18 protein-coding genes are annotated in these 18096 nt (G+C 71.6%); 15 read left to right on the top strand and 3 right to left on the bottom strand.

Features of this window, described 5'->3' with window-relative positions; translation table 11 throughout:
- The first annotated feature begins 47 nt into the window (after positions 1 to 47).
- The 3 genes from DSM26151_RS14365 (at position 48) to DSM26151_RS14355 (ending at position 2964) form a co-directional block, all read left to right on the top strand.
- Positions 48 to 1061 carry a DnaJ C-terminal domain-containing protein gene (locus tag DSM26151_RS14365; RefSeq protein WP_234660202.1) on the top strand — a complete coding sequence of 338 codons (1014 nt, stop codon included), beginning with the start codon at positions 48 to 50 and terminating at the stop codon, positions 1059 to 1061.
- Positions 1061 to 1483 (top strand): heat shock protein transcriptional repressor HspR, encoded by a 423-nt coding sequence (locus tag DSM26151_RS14360; RefSeq protein WP_234660201.1) that lies wholly within the window; start codon positions 1061 to 1063, stop codon positions 1481 to 1483. The genes DSM26151_RS14365 and DSM26151_RS14360 overlap by 1 nt, the downstream gene beginning before the upstream one ends.
- Before the next feature lie 146 nt (positions 1484 to 1629).
- Positions 1630 to 2964, top strand: a complete 1335-nt coding sequence (locus DSM26151_RS14355) for an ion channel protein (protein ID WP_234660200.1) — start codon at positions 1630 to 1632, stop codon at positions 2962 to 2964.
- 49 nt (positions 2965 to 3013) lie between these two features.
- Here DSM26151_RS14355 and DSM26151_RS14350 read toward each other — a convergent pair whose 3' ends face one another.
- Entirely contained in the window at positions 3014 to 4348 is a 1335-nt protein-coding gene (locus DSM26151_RS14350; protein ID WP_234660199.1) for an FAD-dependent oxidoreductase, read from the bottom strand.
- A gap of 89 nt (positions 4349 to 4437) precedes the next feature.
- On the opposite strand from DSM26151_RS14350, the gene DSM26151_RS14345 reads away from it, so the two are divergent.
- The 5 genes from DSM26151_RS14345 (at position 4438) to DSM26151_RS14325 (ending at position 9565) form a co-directional block, all read left to right on the top strand.
- Positions 4438 to 4809: an ArsR/SmtB family transcription factor gene (locus DSM26151_RS14345; protein WP_234660198.1), complete on the top strand. Its 372-nt coding sequence runs from the start codon at positions 4438 to 4440 to the stop codon at positions 4807 to 4809.
- 25 nt (positions 4810 to 4834) lie between these two features.
- Positions 4835 to 5965, top strand: coding sequence for a class I SAM-dependent methyltransferase (locus DSM26151_RS14340; protein WP_234660197.1), 1131 nt, complete (start codon positions 4835 to 4837; stop codon positions 5963 to 5965).
- An 81-nt stretch (positions 5966 to 6046) separates the two neighbouring features.
- Positions 6047 to 8716, top strand: a complete 2670-nt coding sequence (locus tag DSM26151_RS14335; protein ID WP_234660196.1) for an adenylate/guanylate cyclase domain-containing protein — start codon at positions 6047 to 6049, stop codon at positions 8714 to 8716.
- Positions 8717 to 8774: 58 nt separating this feature from the next.
- Complete coding sequence (clpS, locus tag DSM26151_RS14330) at positions 8775 to 9071, top strand: ATP-dependent Clp protease adapter ClpS (protein ID WP_407651000.1); 297 nt, start codon at positions 8775 to 8777, stop codon at positions 9069 to 9071.
- Entirely contained in the window at positions 9068 to 9565 is a 498-nt protein-coding gene (locus tag DSM26151_RS14325; protein WP_234660195.1) for a DUF2017 family protein, read from the top strand. Before clpS ends, DSM26151_RS14325 begins: the two co-directional genes overlap by 4 nt.
- Positions 9566 to 9605: 40 nt before the next feature.
- Here DSM26151_RS14325 and DSM26151_RS14320 read toward each other — a convergent pair whose 3' ends face one another.
- Positions 9606 to 10475, bottom strand: a complete 870-nt coding sequence (locus DSM26151_RS14320; RefSeq protein ID WP_234660194.1) for a bile acid:sodium symporter family protein — start codon at positions 10473 to 10475, stop codon at positions 9606 to 9608.
- Positions 10476 to 10559: 84 nt separating this feature from the next.
- On the opposite strand from DSM26151_RS14320, the gene DSM26151_RS14315 reads away from it, so the two are divergent.
- The 3 genes from DSM26151_RS14315 to DSM26151_RS14305 all read left to right on the top strand — a co-directional run bounded on the left by DSM26151_RS14315 (position 10560) and on the right by DSM26151_RS14305 (position 14289).
- Complete coding sequence (locus DSM26151_RS14315) at positions 10560 to 11933, top strand: sulfatase-like hydrolase/transferase (protein ID WP_234660193.1); 1374 nt, start codon at positions 10560 to 10562, stop codon at positions 11931 to 11933.
- Positions 11930 to 13078, top strand: coding sequence for an AI-2E family transporter (locus DSM26151_RS14310; RefSeq protein WP_234660192.1), 1149 nt, complete (start codon positions 11930 to 11932; stop codon positions 13076 to 13078). Before DSM26151_RS14315 ends, DSM26151_RS14310 begins: the two co-directional genes overlap by 4 nt.
- An 83-nt stretch (positions 13079 to 13161) precedes the next feature.
- Positions 13162 to 14289: a hypothetical protein gene (locus DSM26151_RS14305; protein ID WP_234660191.1), complete on the top strand. Its 1128-nt coding sequence runs from the start codon at positions 13162 to 13164 to the stop codon at positions 14287 to 14289.
- Positions 14290 to 14367: 78 nt separating this feature from the next.
- On the opposite strand, the gene DSM26151_RS14300 is transcribed toward DSM26151_RS14305, so the two are convergent.
- On the bottom strand, positions 14368 to 14766 hold the full coding sequence (locus DSM26151_RS14300) for an SHOCT domain-containing protein (RefSeq protein WP_234660190.1): 399 nt from the start codon (positions 14764 to 14766) through the stop codon (positions 14368 to 14370).
- A gap of 178 nt (positions 14767 to 14944) precedes the next feature.
- Between DSM26151_RS14300 and DSM26151_RS14295 the strand changes: the two genes are divergently transcribed.
- The 4 genes from DSM26151_RS14295 to DSM26151_RS14280 are packed head-to-tail and all read left to right on the top strand — an operon-like array spanning position 14945 to position 18079.
- Positions 14945 to 15376 (top strand): DUF6325 family protein, encoded by a 432-nt coding sequence (locus DSM26151_RS14295; RefSeq protein ID WP_234660189.1) that lies wholly within the window; start codon positions 14945 to 14947, stop codon positions 15374 to 15376.
- Between the two features lie 12 nt (positions 15377 to 15388).
- Complete coding sequence (locus tag DSM26151_RS14290) at positions 15389 to 15736, top strand: SHOCT domain-containing protein (protein ID WP_234660188.1); 348 nt, start codon at positions 15389 to 15391, stop codon at positions 15734 to 15736.
- A 5-nt stretch (positions 15737 to 15741) separates the two neighbouring features.
- Entirely contained in the window at positions 15742 to 16365 is a 624-nt protein-coding gene (locus DSM26151_RS14285; RefSeq protein WP_234660187.1) for a hypothetical protein, read from the top strand.
- A gap of 13 nt (positions 16366 to 16378) precedes the next feature.
- Positions 16379 to 18079: a SulP family inorganic anion transporter gene (locus DSM26151_RS14280; RefSeq protein ID WP_234660186.1), complete on the top strand. Its 1701-nt coding sequence runs from the start codon at positions 16379 to 16381 to the stop codon at positions 18077 to 18079.
- Positions 18080 to 18096: the final 17 nt, after the last annotated feature.

Genomic DNA, 18096 nt, shown 5'->3' with positions numbered 1-18096 from the left:
TCCGGCCCGCCCCGGTTCCCAGTAGATTCAGCAGGAAGGAGGCGCCGATGGCCAGCCAGGATTGGTTCGACAAGGACTTCTACGCCATCCTCGGCGTCTCGAAGGATGCGAGCGACGCCGACGTCAAGAAGGCGTACCGCAAGCTCGCCCGCAAGTACCACCCCGACCAGAACCCGGGGGATGCGGCGGCCGAGGCGAAGTTCAAGGAGATCAGCGAGGCGAACTCGGTGCTCTCGGATGCCGAGCAGCGCAAGGAGTACGACGCCGTGCGCGCGATGGGCGGCGGCGCGCGATTCACCGCACCCGGCGGCGCCGGCGCCGGCGGCTTCGAGGACGTCTTCGGCGGCATGTTCGGCCAGCAGGGCGGCGGCGCCCGGTACACGTTCCGTCCGGGGGCCGGCGGGCCGGGCGGCCCCGGCGGCGAGTACGACGACCTGCTCGGCGGGCTCTTCGGCGGGGGCCGGTTCGGCCAGCCCACCGGCGGCTACCGCGGGTTCGGCGGGCCGACGAAGGGCCGCGACGTCACCGCGTCGACCACGCTCGACTTCATCACGGCCACACGCGGCGACCGGATCACGCTGCAGACCGCGGAGGGCCGCGAGATCACCGTGAACGTTCCCGCGGGCGTCTCCGACGGGCAGAAGATCCGCCTGCGCGGCAAGGGCCACCCGTCGCCCGACGGGGGCGAGCATGGCGACATCGTGCTCACGGTGAAGGTCCGCAGGCACCCGGTGTTCGAGCGCGACGGGTTGAACCTGCGCGTGAACGTGCCCGTGACGTTCGCCGAGGCCGCGCTCGGCGCGACCATCCAGGTGCCCACGCTCGGCGGCGACCCCGTGAAGCTCAGGGTGGCGCCCGGAACCCCGAGCGGCCGCGTCCTGCGCGTCAAGGGCCGAGGTGTCGAGACCGCCAAGGGCACGGGCGACCTGCTCGCCGTGGTCCAGGTCGCGGTTCCCGCCCATCTGACGAAGGATGCCGAGGAGAAACTGCGCGAGTTCCAGTCGCAGCTTCCCGACGAGGACCCCCGAGAGGACCTGCTCGCCAAGGCCCGGAGTTCCTGATGCAGGTCGACGGCGAGAGCCCGCTGTTCGTCATCTCGATCGCGGCCGAGCTGGCGGGCATGCACCCCCAGACGCTCCGCCAGTACGACCGCATGGGCCTGGTCTCGCCGAAGCGCACGGCGGGCAAGTCGCGTCGCTATTCGATGCGGGATGTCGCCCAGCTGCGCGAGATCCAGCAGCTCTCGAGCGAGGGCGTGAGCCTCGAGGGCATCCGGCGGGTGCTCGGCCTCGAGAACGAGGTCAGCGAGCTGCGCGGTCGGGTGCGCGAACTCGAGCGCGCGCTCGCCGATGAGATGCTGAACCGACCGGGGCGCCGCGTCTTCGCTGCGGGCTCCGCGGGCGAGGTCGTCTCGCTGCGCACGGGAACGCGCGTTCGGCGCGAGAACGCGGTCGTCGTGTGGCGCCCGCTCGAGCGCGACTGAGACCGGAGCGGGTCCGGGGGGCGACTCGGCGCGCAGGATGTCACGTGCTCCCTCCTGCGTCGGGACCCGCGGTGTGCGAGGCTGTGCCCAGCGGTCCGGACCTGCTCCGGCGGTCCGGCGATGCGCGATCGCGATCGGGGGCGACGATGACGGATGACTCGGCCGACATGCCCATGCCGGCGCCCACGCCGGCCCAACTGCTCGTCCTCCTCGTGCCCGCGCTCGTCGTCGGCGTGCTCTGCGCGCTGGTCCTCCGCGCGCTCGACCTCGCGGCGGGCGCGCTCCAGGGGGTGCTGTGGACGACGTTGCCCGGCGCACTGGGCGTCGATCCGAACGGCTGGTGGATCGTCGTCGTGCTCACCGCGACCGGGTTCGCGGTGGGGCTGGGGCTCCAGTTCCTGCCGGGCCACGGCGGCCCCGACTCGGCCACGACGGAACTCGTCGCCGAGCCGCTGAAGCTCCGCACGCTGCCCGGGCTCGTCATCGTCACGGGTCTCGCGCTCGCGGGCGGGGTCAGCCTCGGCCCGGAGAACCCGATCATCGCGATCAACGTCGCGCTCACGGTCGCGCTGTTCGGCCGGCTGATGCCGCGCGTGGGCGCGAACCTCGGCATGCTGATGGCCGCTGCGGGCACGATCGGCGCCCTGTTCGGTTCGCCCGTCGCCGCGGCCCTGCTCTTCACGGGGACGCTCGCCGCGATCCGCGGCGGGGGCGCGCTGTGGGACAAGCTGTTCCTGCCGCTGGCCTCGGCGGGCGCCGCGGCCGGGACGATGCACGTGCTGGGCGCGCCGCCGCTGCAGTTCACGCTGCCCACGGCACCCACGACGCCCCTGCTGCTCCTGGCCGGCATCGTCATCGCCGTCGCGGGCGTCGCGATCGGACTCATCGGGGCGTTCGCGTTCCCGTTCGTGCACCGGGCGTTCCACTCGCTCCGGCAGCCGTTGCTCATCGCGACGGCGGGCGGGCTGGTGCTCGGGCTGCTGGGGCTCATCGGCGGCCCGATCACGTTGTTCAAGGGGCTCGACCAGATGGGGGAGCTGTTCGAGGACCCCGACGCCTACGACCCCGGGCAGCTCGTCGTGATCGTGCTCATCAAGCTCGTCGCGCTGGTGGTGGCTGCGAGCGCCGCGTTCCGCGGTGGTCGCATCTTCCCGGCGGCGTTCGCGGGTGCGGCGCTCGGCCTGCTCGCGCACGCGCTGATCCCGTCGCTGCCGATCGCGCTGTGCGTCGCGAGCGCGCTCATCGGGATCCTCCTGGTGATGGCGAAGGACGGATGGCTCGCCCTGTTCGTCGCGGCGGCGGTCGCCGGCGACCTGGCGCTCCTGCCGTGGCTGTGCGTGATCATCCTCCCGGCGTGGCTGCTCGTGTCGCGGGCGCCGGAGTTCCGGATCGTGTCGGGGTCGGGCCCGGAGGCCTCGCCGGCGACGGCGGATGCCGGGCGGGCGTCCGAGCCCGACGCCGAGCCGCCCCCGGCCCCCTGAGGCGCGATCGAACGGATGGTTCGCCCGGCGGCCCGGGCGCCCGCGACCGTCAGCAGCAGCCGGCCGACCCGTCGAGGCTCGTCGAGCACACGCCCGTCGCGGGCAGCACGAGTTCGACCTTCGCCGCGCCTGCGGCGTCGTCCGCGAGCCACGCGGCGATCGATCGGACCTGCTCGTACCCGGTCGCGAGCAGGAAGGTCGGGGCGCGGCCGTAGCTCTTCATGCCGACGAGGAAGAAGCCGTCCTCGGGCTGCCGGAGTTCGGCGAAGCCGTGCGGTTCGACCGTGCCGCATGAGTGCACGTTCGGGTCGATGAGCGGGGCGAGGCGCTTCGGCGCCTCGACGACGTCGTCGAGTTCGAGGCGCACCTCGCGGAGCATGTCGAGGTCGGGTCGGAACCCCGTGGCGTTCACGATCACGTCGGCGTCGTGCTCGACGAGCTCGCCGCCGCGCGAGCCGACGATCCGCACGCCGCCGCCGTCGCCGCCGCCGCCGTCGGCGGCACGGCCGAGGCGCACGATCTCGAAGCGGTCGAGCACCTCGACGCGCCCCGCCGCGACGAGGTCGTCGACGCGGCGCCCGATCGAGGCGCGCGCGGCGAGGCCGTCGTCCTCGGATGTGGTGACACGCACCGCCGAGGCGTTGCGGATCGCCCACGTGATGCGGGTCCCGGGCTCCTCGCGTGCGAGCGCGGCGAGCGCGAGCAGGGTGTTCGCCGCGGAGTGGCCTGCGCCGACGACGGTCACGCGTCGGCCCGCGAAGCGGGCGCGGTCGGTGCCGAGCACGTCGGGCAGCGCGTGGGTCACGGCGTCTGCGACCTCGTCGAGCCCGAGCGGGTCGAGGCCGCTCGAGCCGAGCCGGTTGGGGGTGCGCCAGGTCCCCGACGCATCGATGACGGCCCGCGCCGCGACATCCTGCACCTCACCGGATGCCTCGCGCACGCGCAGCACGAACGGCGTCGCCGCGCGGCCGGCCGTGCGGGTGCGGTCCATGCCCTCGCGCGCGACGGCCGTCACGTCGATGCCGAAGCGGATGCGCGAGGCGAGCGGTTCGAGGGCGGCGAGCGGTTCGAGGTACCGCTCGACGAGCTCGGTTCCGGTGGGCAGGCGGTCCTCCGCTGGGTGCTGCCACCCGGATGCCTCGAGCAGGCGCCGCGAGGCGGGGTCGACGAGCATGCGCCACGGCGAGAACAGGCGGATGTGCCCCCACTCGCGGATGCTCGCGCCGACGCGGTCGCCGGCCTCGTACACGACGACGTCGATCCCGCGCTCGAGGAGGTTCGCGGCGGCGGCCAGGCCGATCGGCCCTGCGCCGATGATCGCGACGGGCAGGGTGTCGAGGCGATCGGATCGGGACGTCGGGCGGGTGAGGTCGAGCAGGGTCATGGCGGGCCTTTCCGGCATATCGAAGTTCGTCGATGCCCAGTCTCGACCCATTCATCGAAGTTTGTCAATGTACAAGCTAGGATCGGTGCATGACGACCTTCGAACTCACGCCCGTCGGCGCCGCGGCCGGCTCGAGCGCGAGCGACGGCGCCTGCTGCAGCCCGCTCGTGACCGAGCCGATGGACCTCGACCGCGCCGAGCGGCTCGCGGCATCCTTCAAGGCGCTGGCCGACCCCACGAGGCTGCGGCTGCTCTCGATCGTCGCGAAGTCCGATGGGGAGGAGGCCTGCGTCTGCGACCTCATCGACCCCGTCGGTCTCAGCCAGCCGACCGTCTCGCACCACCTGAAGATCCTCGCGACCGCCGGGTTCCTCGAGCGCAGCAAGCGCGGCACCTGGGCCTACTACAAGCTCGTGCCCGGAGCGCTCGACCGCATGTCGCAGCTCCTCGCCGACGGCTGACCCGCTCCGCGGATAGGGTTCCGGGGTGGACTTCGACGCGCTGCGCAGGCACCCGGACCTCGAGGCGCCCGGGCTCGCCGCAGCGGATGCCGCGGATCGGCTGATCCTCGACGAATCCGTGCGCGCGCTCGCCGAGGCCCCGGCGGCCGCCGGCTCCGTCGCCGTCATCGACGACGCCTACGGCGCGCTCGCCCTCGGCGCGACGCTCGCCGGGGCGCGCGCCGTCCGCGTGCACCAGGACCCGATCACGGGCGAGCGCGCGCTCGCCGCGAACGCCGACCGCCTCGGCATCCCCGTCGAGGACCGGCCGCGCAGCCTGCCGCTCGAGCCGGAACTCATCGCCGGTGCCGAGCTCGTGCTCATGAGGCTCCCACGCTCGCTGGACCGCCTGGACGAGGTCGCCGGGCTCGTCGCCCGGCACGCCGCGGCCGACGTCCGCGTCGTCGCGGGCGGCCGCATCAAGCACATGACCCTCCAGATGAACGACGTGCTCGGCGCGTGGTTCGACCGCGTCGACGTCAGTCATGCCAGGCAGAAGTCCCGCCTGCTCGTCGCGACCGGTCCGAGACCCGAGCGGATGCCGCCCGCCGAGGCGTGGCCGCGCGAACGCCGAGACCCCGGCCTCGATCTCGTCGTCGTCGCACACGGCGGCGTGTTCGCCGGCACGGCGATCGACATCGGCACGCGGTTCCTGCTCGACGTCCTCGCGGGTGCGGTGCCCGACGCGCGCAGCGCGGTGGACCTCGCGTGCGGCTCGGGCGTCGTCGCGGCCCGGCTCGCGCGCGAGCGGCCCGGGCTCGTGGTGCGCGCGTCCGACCGGAGCGCCGCGGCCGCGGCATCCGCTCGCCTCACCGCACGCGCGAACGGCGTCGCCGAGCGCGTCGAGGTCGCCCGCGCGGACGGCCTCGAGCACCTGCCGGACGCGAGCGAGCGACTCGTGGTGCTCAACCCGCCCTTCCACTCGGACGCGGCGGTCCACACCGGCATCGCCGCCCACCTGTTCGCCGAGGCCGCACGCGTGCTCGAGCCGGGCGGCGAACTGTGGTGCGTGTGGAACTCGCACCTGCGGTACCGCGGCCTGCTCGAGCGCATCATCGGCCCGACCCGCCAGATCGCGCGCAACCCGAAGTTCACCGTCACGGCGTCGGTGCGCTGAAGGGGTCGTTCCTCGTCCGCTCGAGCCGGGCGACGCGAACTGGGGCGTGCGGACGCGCCCGCCACGTGTCAGGCTCGAAACGTGACCAGCACGGCCGAGACGAGCCGTCGTCGTCTCCCGACGGGGACGGTCACCTTCCTGTTCACCGACGTCGAGGGGTCGACCCGGCTGGTCGAGCGCGCCGGCGAGCGGTGGCCGGCGCTGCTCGCCGACCACGACCGGATCGTGCGGGAGGCGGTCGCGGGCAACCGGGGAACCGTCGTCAAGAGCGAGGGCGACGGGTTCTTCGCGGTGTTCGCGTCGGCCGTCGACGCCGCGGCTGCCGCTGCGGACGCCCAGCACGCGCTCACCGCGCACGACTGGCCCGACGGGTTCGCATTCCGCGTGCGGATGGGACTGCACTCCGGGGTCGGGCTGCTGGGCGGCGACGACTACGTCGGCCTCGACGTCCATCGGGCGGCCCGCATCATGTCCGCCGCGCACGGCGGGCAGGTCGTGCTCTCGGCCGCGACCGCCGCGCTCGTCGAGCACGACCTGCCCCACGGCACCGCGCTCCGAGACCTCGGCAGGCACCACCTGCGGGATCTCTCGCAGGCGGAGGGGCTGTTCCAACTCGACCTGCCCGGCGCCGGCGCCGGGTTCCCGGCGCTGCGCACGGAGGCGGAGGCGCCGAACACCCTGCCCGAACCGGTGACGCACTTCGTCGGGCGCCGTCGTGAGCGGGCCAGGGTCCGCGAACTGCTCGAGCGCGCGCACGTCGTGACCGTGACCGGTACCGGTGGAACCGGCAAGACCCGACTCGCGCTCCAGGTCGGCGCCGAGATCGGCAGCCGCTTCCGCGACGGCGTGTTCTTCGTCGACCTCGCCCCCGTCGACGATCCCGATGTCGTGCCGTCGCAGATCCTGCGCGCACTGGGCGAGGACTCGTCGCCGGGCAACCGGCTCCCGCGTGCCGCACTCGTCGAGCAGATGACCGACCGGGAGATGCTGCTGATCCTCGACAACTTCGAGCAGCTCATCCCCGCGGCATCCGTCGTCGCCGACCTCGTGCGGGCCGCACCGAGGTCGCGGTTCCTCATCACCTCCCGCGGTCCGCTCAGGATCGCCGCCGAGCAGGAGATGCCGCTCGAGCCCATGGACCTGCCCCGAGCGGGCGACCCGGCGACCGTGAGCGAGGCCGACGCGGTCGCGCTCTTCGTCGACCGGGCGACCGCCGTCAGGCCGGACTTCGCGGTGACACCCGAGAACGCCGAGGCCGTCTCCGAGCTCGTCCGGGGCCTCGACGGGCTCCCGCTCGCGATCGAGCTGGTCGCCTCGCGGGTCCGGCTCCTCCCCGTGTCGGAGATCCTGTCGCGGCTGGACCCCGCGAGGCCCGGGACGGGCACGATCGACCTCCCGCCGCGACAGCGCACCATCGAGGGCGCGATCGCCTGGAGCCACGACCTGCTCGACCCGCCCGTGCAGGAGCTCTTCGCCCGGCTCGGCGTGTTCGCGGGCGGCGCCGACCTGGAGCAGATCGAGCGCGTGTGCGACGACCTGGACGTCGACCTGATGACCGGACTCGCGGAGCTCATCGACCAGGGACTGCTGCGACAGGTCGCGGCTCCCGGCGGGCGGGCCCGGTTCCGCACCCTGCACGTGATCCGCGAGGTCGCGCTCCTGAAGCTCGAGGCGAGCGGATCGGGCGAGGCCGCGCACCTGCGGCACCTCGAGGCGTACGCCGACTGGGCCGAGGTGTTCGCCGCGCACGTCCTCGGCGAAGAACGCTCCGCTTGGCTCGACCGGTTCGACGCCGATCACGACAACGTCCGAACCGCCCTCGACTGGGCAGCGGTCCACGGCCAGGTCGACCTGGCCTCACGCCTGGCCGCCGCGTCGTGGCGGTTCTGGCAGACGCGTGGCCACCTCTACGAGGGGCGGAGCCGCCTCGAGACCGTGGTCGCCCTCCGGGGCGGGCAGCCGCTCCATCGCGCGGCGGCCCTCGAAGCGCTCGGCGGGGTGTACTGGTGGCAGGGCGACGTCGAGCGCTGCGTCCAGCCGTACCGGGAGGCGCTCGCCATCCAGCGCGAGCTCGGCGGGCCTGCGGACGTCGCCAACGCGATCTACAACCTCGCGATCGGGGTCTCGGTCGCCGCCATCACCGCCGGGATCACCGACGAGGTACGCCGCGAGGTCCACGGTCTCTACGACGAGGGGGAGGCGATCCATCGCCGGCTCGGCAACGAGGACGGGCTGGGCAACATCGCCTGGGGCCGGGGGCTGGCGGTCTCGGACCTCGACGACGACATCCCGCACGCGCTCGAGCTCTTCCACGAGAGCATCGAGCATTACCGTCGCGCGGGCAACGAGTTCGGCATGGGCTGGGGGATGTTCGAGGTCGCGATCTTCTCCGCCCGCATCGACGACCTCGACACCGCCTGGGACTACCTCGAGCAGGGGCTCGACCTCTTCGCGCCGCACCGCGACGTCTCCGCGGTCGTGATGTTCCTCTCCCTGGCCGCGGCCCTGGCACAGGCCGCGGGCGACGAGGAGCGGGCGGCCCGCCTCGCCGGGGCCGTGCGGGGCCTCCGGAACTCGTCGGGCGCCAAGATCGTCGACCACGAGGTCACGCGGATCCGGGGCCTCTCGATCGACGAGCTGGATCCGGACCGGGAGGACCTCGCTCCGCTGTACCGATCCGGTCTGGCGATGGACCTCCCGCAGGCGGTCGCCTACGCGCTCGGGCGCCCGCCCTCGCCCGGCGGCGGATGACCGGAAGACCGTTCCGCGGGAACGTGCGACGGATGCCCGGAAGTGTCAGGCTGGAGGGGTGACGCCGACCCTCGAGCAGCTCGACCGCGACCTCGTCCTCGACGAGGTCGTCCGGCCCGACGTGCCGTGGCGGACCATCGTGTGGGACGACCCCGTCAACCTCATGACGTACGTCACGTACGTGTTCCGCAGCTACTTCGGCTATCCGCGCGAGGAGGCCGAGCGGCTGATGCTGCTGGTGCACCACGAAGGGCGCGCCGTCGTGGCATCCGGTGATCGCGAGAGCATGGAGCGGCACGTGCAGGCGATGCACGCGTACGGATTGCAGGCCACCGTCTCGAAGGACGAGTCGTGATCGTCGCCGGACGCGAGGGGGGAGCGGACGGGGTCCGCCTCGTGCTCGAGACCGAGGAGGCGATGCTGCTCTCCGAGCTCGCCGACCAGGTCGACTCGGTGCTGCTGCTCGGCGGCGACGACGACCCGGCGCTCGGTCGGCTGTTCCCCGCGGCGTACGCCGAGGATGCCTCGGCCACCGACGACTTCGCGAGGTACACGCGCGACAGCCTGGTGGACGGCAAGCGGCAGGCGGCGCAGGCCGTGCGGGATGCGACCGCGACCGAACGCGACGCCGGGGTCGTCGAGATCGAGCTCGACCAGTCGCAGGCCTGGGGATGGCTGACCTTCCTCACCGACCTGCGACTCATCCTGGCCGAGCGCGTCGGGGTCACCGACCCGGACGAGGCCGGACCGGACGACGACCAGCGCGACGACTACCTGCGCGCCGCGTACGAATGGGCCGGAATCGTGCAGGGGTCGATGCTCGAGGTCCTCGACCCGATCGGCCACTGATCTCGGGCTCCGGTCGAGACGGGCCGGCGGGCTTCCCGGCTCAGCCGGCCGCGGCGGCCCGGCGACGGCCGACGAACGACGCCGTCGGCAGGCCGACCACGATCTGGAACAGGAGGATCGCGGTGATCGCGCCGAGGATCGCCGGATCGTTGCCGAACGCGATCGCCACGGCCGCGAACGCCGGGCCCGAGTTGCTGCAGGGCTGGATGAGCGCCGTCGCCCATCGCGTGCGCCGCTCGCCCGTCGAGAAGAGCCAGCCGATGCCGATCATGACGACCGATGCGACGATCGCCGCGATCAGCACCGTCGAGCCGATGAGGCCGACCACTTCGCTCCAACTGCCGAGCAGGGCGCCCGCGAGCACGACCAGGAAGGTCTGGCCGGACACCTTGGCGGTGAACCCGCCGAACTCCTCGGCTCGTTCCGGGGTCCAGTGGCGCACCATCATGCCGATGACGAACGGGAGCAACTGGAGCAGCGCGACGGTGCGGATCAGGTCCCACACCGGCAGCGACACGTCCGAGCCGAGGTCGGCCGCCCCGATGATGAGGTTCGCGGTCGGCGCGAACGTCAGCGAACCGATCGCGGCCATCAGCACCTGGAGGACCGCCCCGCTCTGGAGGTCGGCCTTCGCCGTCATCACGAGCTTCGCGCCGAACGGTGCTCCCGGGCAGCTCCACACCAGGACCATCGCCACGTAGGCGGGCACGGCGAGCCCGAAGACCTCGGCGATGCCCCATCCGACGAGCGGCCTGACGAGGAACCCCGTGACCAGGACCGCGGCGACCAGGCCGAGCCGGGAGAGCACGGCGCCGAGCTGCTCCAGAGTGGTGTTGAAGCCGGCCGTCAGCATCGTCGTCACGATGAAGACCATCAGGATGACGTTGAACAGCGACGAGATGATCTCCACGGGTGCCCCCTCGCTCCGATCTCCCATACGCTAGCGAGCAGACGGCCGGGCAGGGAAGCCCGATCGCGGGATCCGGGGGGATCGATGAGTCAGAAGCGGCCGAACATCCTGTACTTCCACGTCGACAACATCAGCACGGGCGACCTGGGCTGCTACGGCGGCGGAATCGCGATCGGAGCCCGGACTCCGAACATCGACCGGTTCGCCGAGCAGGGCCTGCAGCTGACCAACTACAACGTCGAGGCGCAGTGCACCCCGACCCGGTCCGCGCTCATGACGGGCCGCCACTCCACCAGGACCGGGTGCACCTCCGCACTGCCGGGCAGCGGCCTCGTCGCGTGGGAGACCACGATCGCCACGCAGCTGAAGTCCCTCGGCTACCGGAACGCCATCCTCGGCAAGTGGCACTGCGGCGCCGAGCCGGGGCGGTACGCGACCGACCACGGATTCGACTACTGGTACGGGATCCTCGGAACCTGGGACGAGGCCATGTGGCCGGATGACAAGTTCTTCAAGGCGTCCGGCCTCGAACCCTCGTACGTCATCGAGTCGGATGCGCCGGGGAGCGCACGGAACGTGAAGGTGCTCGACCGCGAGGTCCGGCGCGACATCGACCTCGAGCTCATCGAGAAGGGCAAGCGGTGGATGGCTGACGCCGTCGACGCCGACGAACCGTTCTTCCTCTACTTCAACCATTCGAACATGCACTTCCCGACGCTCCCGCGCGCCGAGTTCATCGACAGCTCGGACGGCGGACCGCTCGCCGACTGCATCCAGATGCTCGACGCGGACTTCGGCACGCTCCTCGAGCACCTCGACGCCCTCGGCATCGCCGAGGACACCATCGTGGTGTTCGCGGGCGACAACGGTCGCGACACGACGTTCCACGCCCCGAACAACCGCGGCGCCGAGGGCAACTGGCGCGGCGGCTACTTCTCGACCTACGAGGGCAACAACCGGACCGCCGGCATCCTCAGGTGGCCGAACCGCCTCCGGACCGGACGCAGCGACGAGATGATCCACGCGGTGGACTGGTTCCCGACCATCCTGTCGATGGTCGAGGCGCCCGAACTCGTCCCGGACGACCGGGTCCTGGACGGCGTCGACCAGAGCGCGTTCCTCCGCGGCGATGAGGAGCACTCGCGCCGCGAGCATTTCCTGATGTTCTTCGACCAGCTCTTGGTCGGCATGCGCTGGCGCAACTTCAAGGTGCTCACCCACCGCGTGGTCGACGGGACGGCGCCCATCGAGCAACTGGCCACGCCCCACGTCTACAACCTCACCGTCAACCCCGACGAGAACACGCCGTACAACTACGACCAGGTGCACAGCTGGGTGCTCTACCACGTGTTCAGCCGGATCGCGGGGGAGTACCAGCGGTCCCTCGACGGCGATGCGGTCCCGAAGGGGGCCCCGGTCGACTTCGTCCCCGCCGGTGCGGGCCGCGATCGGGGATGACGCGACCGGAGGGGGCTGGTCCGGACGAGCCCGAAGCGGCGGGCGCCCCCGTCGCGCCTGTTGCGACGTCGACGCATCGGGCGGCGTTCATCCTCATGGGCGGGGCCGGCGCGGTCATCGTCGCGTTCGGCATCGCAGCGATCGGTCCGGTCTTCTCGGCGACGTTGCTCGCGCTGACCCTGACCATGTGCGTCCATCCGATCCAACGCCGGCTCGAGGCGCGAGGGGTTCCGCGCGGTGGCGCGACGGCCGTCGTCGTCGTGCTCGTCCTCGCGATCCTCCTGGGGTTCTGGTACGGCCTGATCCTCGCGGTCGGGCAGTTCGCCGGGATCCTGCCGCAGTACGCCTCCGACCTCCAGGCGTGGCTCGCCGGCGTCGGCGACTGGCTGGTCGGGGTCGGGTTCGACCAGGAGCAGGCCGCCGCGGTCGTCGCATCGGTCGATCCCGCCCAACTCCTCCAGGCGGCGGTGGCCGCCGTCGCCGGGGCCACCGGGGTGATCACCAGCACCTTCGTGCTCATCACCATGCTCGTGGCCATGAGCATCGATGCGGCGTGGATGGGAACCGTGACGGGCCGCATGCGCATCCGTCGCCAGCGCCTGGTCGTCGCACTCGAAGGCGCAGTCGGGGGGATCCGGCGGTACGTGTGGGTGACCTTCGGGCTCGGCGTGGCCCAGGGGCTCGCGAACTGGGCCGCGTTGACCCTCCTCGGGGTTCCCGGTGCGGCGCTCTGGGGCCTGCTCTCGTTCCTGTGCAGCTTCATCCCGAACTTCGGGTACTTCATCGCGATCATCCCCCCGCTCATCCTCGGCGGGCTCGAGGGCGGTTGGCCCGTCGTGCTCGCGGTCATCGTCGTCTACGGGGTGATCAACGCCGTGATCCAGACCGTGATCCAGCCGCGGATCGTCGGCCAGACGGTGAACCTGAGCCAGACGATCACGCTCCTGTCGGTGCTGGTCTGGGCGATCGTCCTCGGGCCGATCGGCGCCCTGATCGCGATCCCGCTGACGATCGTGGTGCGCGCCATCCTCGTCGAGGCCGATCCGCGCATGTCCTGGCTCCGCCCGCTCCTGGCCGACCGGGCCGGTGCGGCCCGCACGGATGCGGCCGGGGCCGACGCCGCGCGTGACACGCCGCACGCGTGAATCGCATCCGCTCGCCCGGACCGGACGTGGGATGCTGACCCTGCCGTGGTCGGGCGATCATGGTCGCAACGAGTGGAGGAAGCATGTCCCAGCCGTCCTCGATCGGTCGGATCCTGCAGGAACCGACGCGCACGACGGAGTCCACCGAGTCGACCGCGCTGATCATCGGCGCGATCGCGTTCGTCGTCGCGACCCCGATCGGGCTGATCGCCTTCTGGGGGCGCGAACTGCCGATCTCGGGGCCGGACTCGCTCGGCATGTACGTGGCCATCGGGGCGGCGATCGTCGCGGCGCTCGCGTTCGCGGCGGGCCGGCTCGTGCTGCGCCGCCGGTTCGGCCCGGCGCCCGCGGACCCGGACGTGGAGGATGCCGCGGCCGCGCGCAGCGCGAGCGGGCCGCGCGGCGCGGAGCCGCCGCGCCTGCTGTGGTTCGACGTTCTCGCGCTGTCGATCGCCCACGCGGTAATCGCGATGCTCGGATGGGTCGGCCTCGCCGACGTGCTCGAGCAGAGCTTCGTCGGCGCTCCGGTCTTCGTGCTCCCCGGCGCGATCCTGCTGGGCGTCGCGCTGGCGCTCACCGCGTACGTGTGCTTCCTCTCGTCGGTGCGGATGACGCCCATGCTGCTGTCGATCGTGCTCGCGGTGTTCCTCGTGGTGGGGGTCATCACGGCCATGCTCAGCTCGAGCGATCCGCAGTGGTGGCAGATGAACCTCAGCGCGCTCGGCATGACCGACGACATCTCGGCGCTCGCGTTCAACCTCACGCTCGTCATCGCCGGAGCGATCGTGACGATCGTCGCTCGCTACGCGACCGCCGGCCTCCCCTCGGCGACCGATCGCGACCGGCGCGGTCGCGACTTCGTGCGGTACGGCCTCGTCGTCATCGGCATCCTGCTGGCGTGCGTCGGCATCTTCCACGTCGACGACTTCTTCCTCGTGCACAACACGGTGGCCAGCGGAATGGCGGTCGTGTACGCCGTGATCGTGATCGGGCTGCCGAAGTTCCTGCCGTCGATGCCGCGAGTCTTCGTGATCCTCGGCTGGGTGTACGTGGGCGTGATCGTCGTCCTCGGCGTGTTCTTCGCCACCGGGTACTACAACCTGACCGCGGTCGAGCTCGTCGCCGGGCTGCTGATCTTCAGCTGGATCATCCTGTTCCTGCGCAACGCCGACTCCGCCGGTGCGAGGCGGATCCTCGCAGTGACCGCGTGACGGATGCCGCGGCGTCCGCTGCGGACGCGGAACGGCCGGGCACCCGCGGGTGCCCGGCCGTTCCGTTCGAGGCGAGGATCAGGCTCCGGCGAGCGCCTTCGCCTTGAGGGCGTCGTACTCCTGCTGGGAGATCGTGCCGGCGTCGAGCAGGCCCTTGGCCTTGGCGATCTCATCGGACGGGCTCGCGGAGGCCCCGGCCGTCTGCCGGATGTACGCGTCCGTTGCGGACTGCACGTCGGCGGCCTGCTTCGCGGAGCGGCGCGCCATGCTGTTGCCGCGTGCGATGAGGTAGACCAGCGCGGTCAGGAACGGCACGAAGATCAGGAAGAGGATCCACACCGCCTTCAACCAGCCGTTCAACTCGTGGTCGCGGAACAGGTCGCCGATGATCGCGAAGAGCGCGAACAGGTAGGCGATGAATGCGAAGCTCCAGAAGAAGATCCAGATGAAGCTCCAGAAGTCACTCCAAAAATCCACGGGGACGTTCCCTTTCGATCGGTGATGGGAGCGAGTCTCGAGGCCCCCTGCGCGTCACACTATCGTCGTCGGGGCACGGAGGGACAGGGGCGTTCCGGGCGCCGCGAACTCTCCCCGCGCGATTTCGACACTGGTGCGGTGGTCATCGCACCCATACAGTGTGAGCGAGGGGGAATCGATGACTGAATTCGAATACGGTCCGGTCGACGTCTACGTCGTGAGTTTCCAGGGGGATCGGCTCGACGGCGCCACTGCCGACGCGCTCGCAGAGCTCATGGTGGGCGATGAGATCCGTCTGCTCGACCTGCTCGTCGTCTCGCGCGACGACGAGGGCGGGGTCACCGTCCGCGAGTACGAGGAGTTCCGGGACGAGGCCGGGTTCACGGTCGTCGAGCTCGAGGCATCCGGGATCATCGGCGACGAGGACATCGACGACCTCGCCGACTCGATCCCGCCCGGCACCTCGGGTGCCATCATGGCGGTCGAACTGCTCTGGGCGAAGAAGCTCGCGTCGTCGTTCGCGACGGCCGGAGGCGAGGTCCTCCAGGTCGAGCGGATCCCGGCGACCGTCGTCAACGAGGTGCTCGCCGTCGCGAGCGACGAGGAATAGGGGGAGACGGCGATGCCGATTCGGAGGATGGGACGGCCCGGGCTGATCGGGATGGCCGCGCGCACCGCGGTGGTCGCGGGGACGGCGACCGCCGTCAGCGGCGGGGTGGCGCGACGACAGCAGTCGCGGTACGCCGACAAGCAGGCCGAGGAGCAGGCGGCAGCCCAGCAGCAGTGGGAGGCGCAGCAGTACCAGGCCCAGCAGGCCGCAGCCCAGCAGGCCGCACCGGCGGCGCCTCCGGCCCCGGCCGGCGGCGGAGTCGACGTCGTCGCCGAACTGCAGAAGCTCGCAGCACTCAAGGAGCAGGGCATCCTCTCCGACGCCGAGTTCGCTGCGGCGAAGGCGAAGCTCCTGGGCTGACGCGGGTGACCCCGGAACAGACGCGCGACCGCTGGTCGCGCGCACAGGAGATCGTCGCCGTCTTCGTGCTGTCGGTGACCGCGGTGCTCACGGCGTGGTGCGGATTCGAGGCGTCCAAGTGGGGCGGCGAGATGTCGATCGCGTTCAGCCAGGCCTCGAGCGCACGCATCCAGGCCGCATCCGCCGACGGCGAGGCGCGATCGGCGCGAGCGTTCGACCTGACCATCTACTCGGCGTACGTCCAGGCGGTCGGCGACGGCAACACGGAACTCGCCGACTACGTCGAGGCGCGCTTCACGCCGGAGTTCGCGGTCGCCTTCGATGCCTGGGTCGCCGACGGCCAGGTCGAGAACGGGCCGTTCGTGCGCGAGGAGTACGTGCCGCAGGGGAAGGTCGAGGCCGAGGAGCTCAACGCGCGCGCCGACGCGAAGTTCGCCGAGGCGCTCGAGAACAACCAGCGCGGCGACAACTACTCGCTCCTGACCGTGCTGTTCGCGCTGGTCCTCTTCCTGACGGCGATGTCGCAGCGTGAGGTCGCCGTCTGGGCGACGCGCGTGCTGCTCGGCCTGGCGGTCGTCGTCGCGATCATCGGGATCGTGATCATGTCGACCTTCCCGATCCGGATCTGAGGTTCGCCACCGAATGAGCCGACAGGAGGGTGCCGCCGAGCGGACCGGACCGTTCGCCGAACTCACGCCGAGGACCATCGTGCGTGAGGTCGGCGCGGGCGTGACGTTGCTCGCGATCGCCGTGCCGCTGAACATCGGATACGCGCAGATCGCGGGACTGCCGCCCACCGCGGGGCTCTACGCACTGATCGTCCCCTCCATCGTCTTCGCGTTCGCGGTGTCGTCGCGGCAGCTCATCGCGTCTCCCGACGCCGCGGCATCCGCTCTCGTCGCCTCGTCCATCGGCGGCCTCGCGGTCGCCGGCGACGCCGACTACGCGACCATGGCCCTCGCCCAGGCGATCATCTGCGGCGTGGTGTTCCTGCTCGCCGCGGTGTTCAAGCTGGGGTTCCTCGCGGCGTTCCTCTCGAAGCCGGTGCTGATCGGGTTCATCGCCGGGCTCGCCCTCGACATCCTCGTCAGCCAGGTCGCGAAGATGCTCGGGGTTCCGATCGATTCGAGCAAGGAGTTCGTCGAGAAGCTCGTGCAACTCGCCGAGAACCTCGGCGAGGTCGACGTCTGGTCGGTGGTGATCGCGGTCGTCTCGGTGCTGATCCTGGTCATCGGGCGCCGCATCGCGCGCCTCGTGCCCTGGGCGCTGATCGTGCTCATCCTCACGACGGTCGTCGTCGTGATCCTCGACCTCGACGGTGCGGGTGTCGACGTGCTCGGCGAGGTGCCGGCAGGACCGCCGACGCTCACCTGGCCGGTGCTCGACTGGGCGACCTGGTTCGCGCTCGTGCCCTCGGCGCTCGCGCTCGTGCTGGTCACCGTGGCCGAAGGCCTGCTCGTCGCGCGCGCCTACGCGGAGAAGAACGGGTACCCGGACGCGCCGAACCGCGATCTCTTCGCGTTCGGCGTGAGCAACCTCGCCGCCGGCGCGACCGGCGGCTACGTGGTCGGCGCGTCGGCGTCGCGCACCGCGGCCATGGACCTCGCGGGCGCGCGGACGCAGCTGCCCGCGATCGTCGCCGCGGCGGGGACCCTGCTCCTGCTGCTGTTCGGAACCGCGTTGCTCGCCGACATCCCGTCACCGGCGATCGGCGCCGTCGTCGCGGTCGCCGTGTTCCCGCTCCTCGGGTTCCGGGAGTTCGCGGAGCTCTTCCGGACCGTCCGGTCCGAGTTCCTCATCGCGGTCGTGTGCTTCGCCGTCACCCTCTTCGTCGGGGCCATCCCCGGAATCCTCGTGGCGTTCGTGCTCGCGCTCGTGAACCTCGCCCGACGTGCCGCCAGGCCCGCCCTCGAAGTGCTCGCCGACGACGACAGCCCCGCGGACTCGCTGCTCGCCTCGGCGCCGCGGGGATCCGTCACGGCTCCGGGGGTCGTCGTGGTGCGGCTCGCAGCGCCGCTGTTCTTCGCCAACGCCGGAACGTTCACCGACGCCGGGAAGGCCGCGGTCGAGGGAGCGAGCTCCGCAGTCGACCACTTCGTCCTCGACTGCGAGTCGGTCACCGACCTCGACGTGACCGGTGCGGAAGCGTTCCGGAACCTGCGGACCTGGCTCGGCGAGCACGACGTCACGCTCTCCCTGAGCAGGGTGCGGCCGTCCGTCCGAGCCAGGTTCGAGCGCTTCGGGCTGCTCGACGGCGTCGAGGTCTACGACACCAACCGGCAGGCGGTGCGTTCGGTTCGCGACGGAGGGCCTCGCGGGGCGGGGGCCCATCCGACCGACTGAGCAGACCATCCACGCCG

It is taken from the genome of Agromyces marinus (genome assembly GCF_021442325.1).
In the GTDB taxonomy this organism is placed as follows: Bacteria; Actinomycetota; Actinomycetes; order Actinomycetales; family Microbacteriaceae; genus Agromyces; species Agromyces marinus.
The sequence above is the reverse complement of the archived record's forward strand: the minus strand, read 5'-3'. Positions and strand labels throughout refer to the sequence as shown.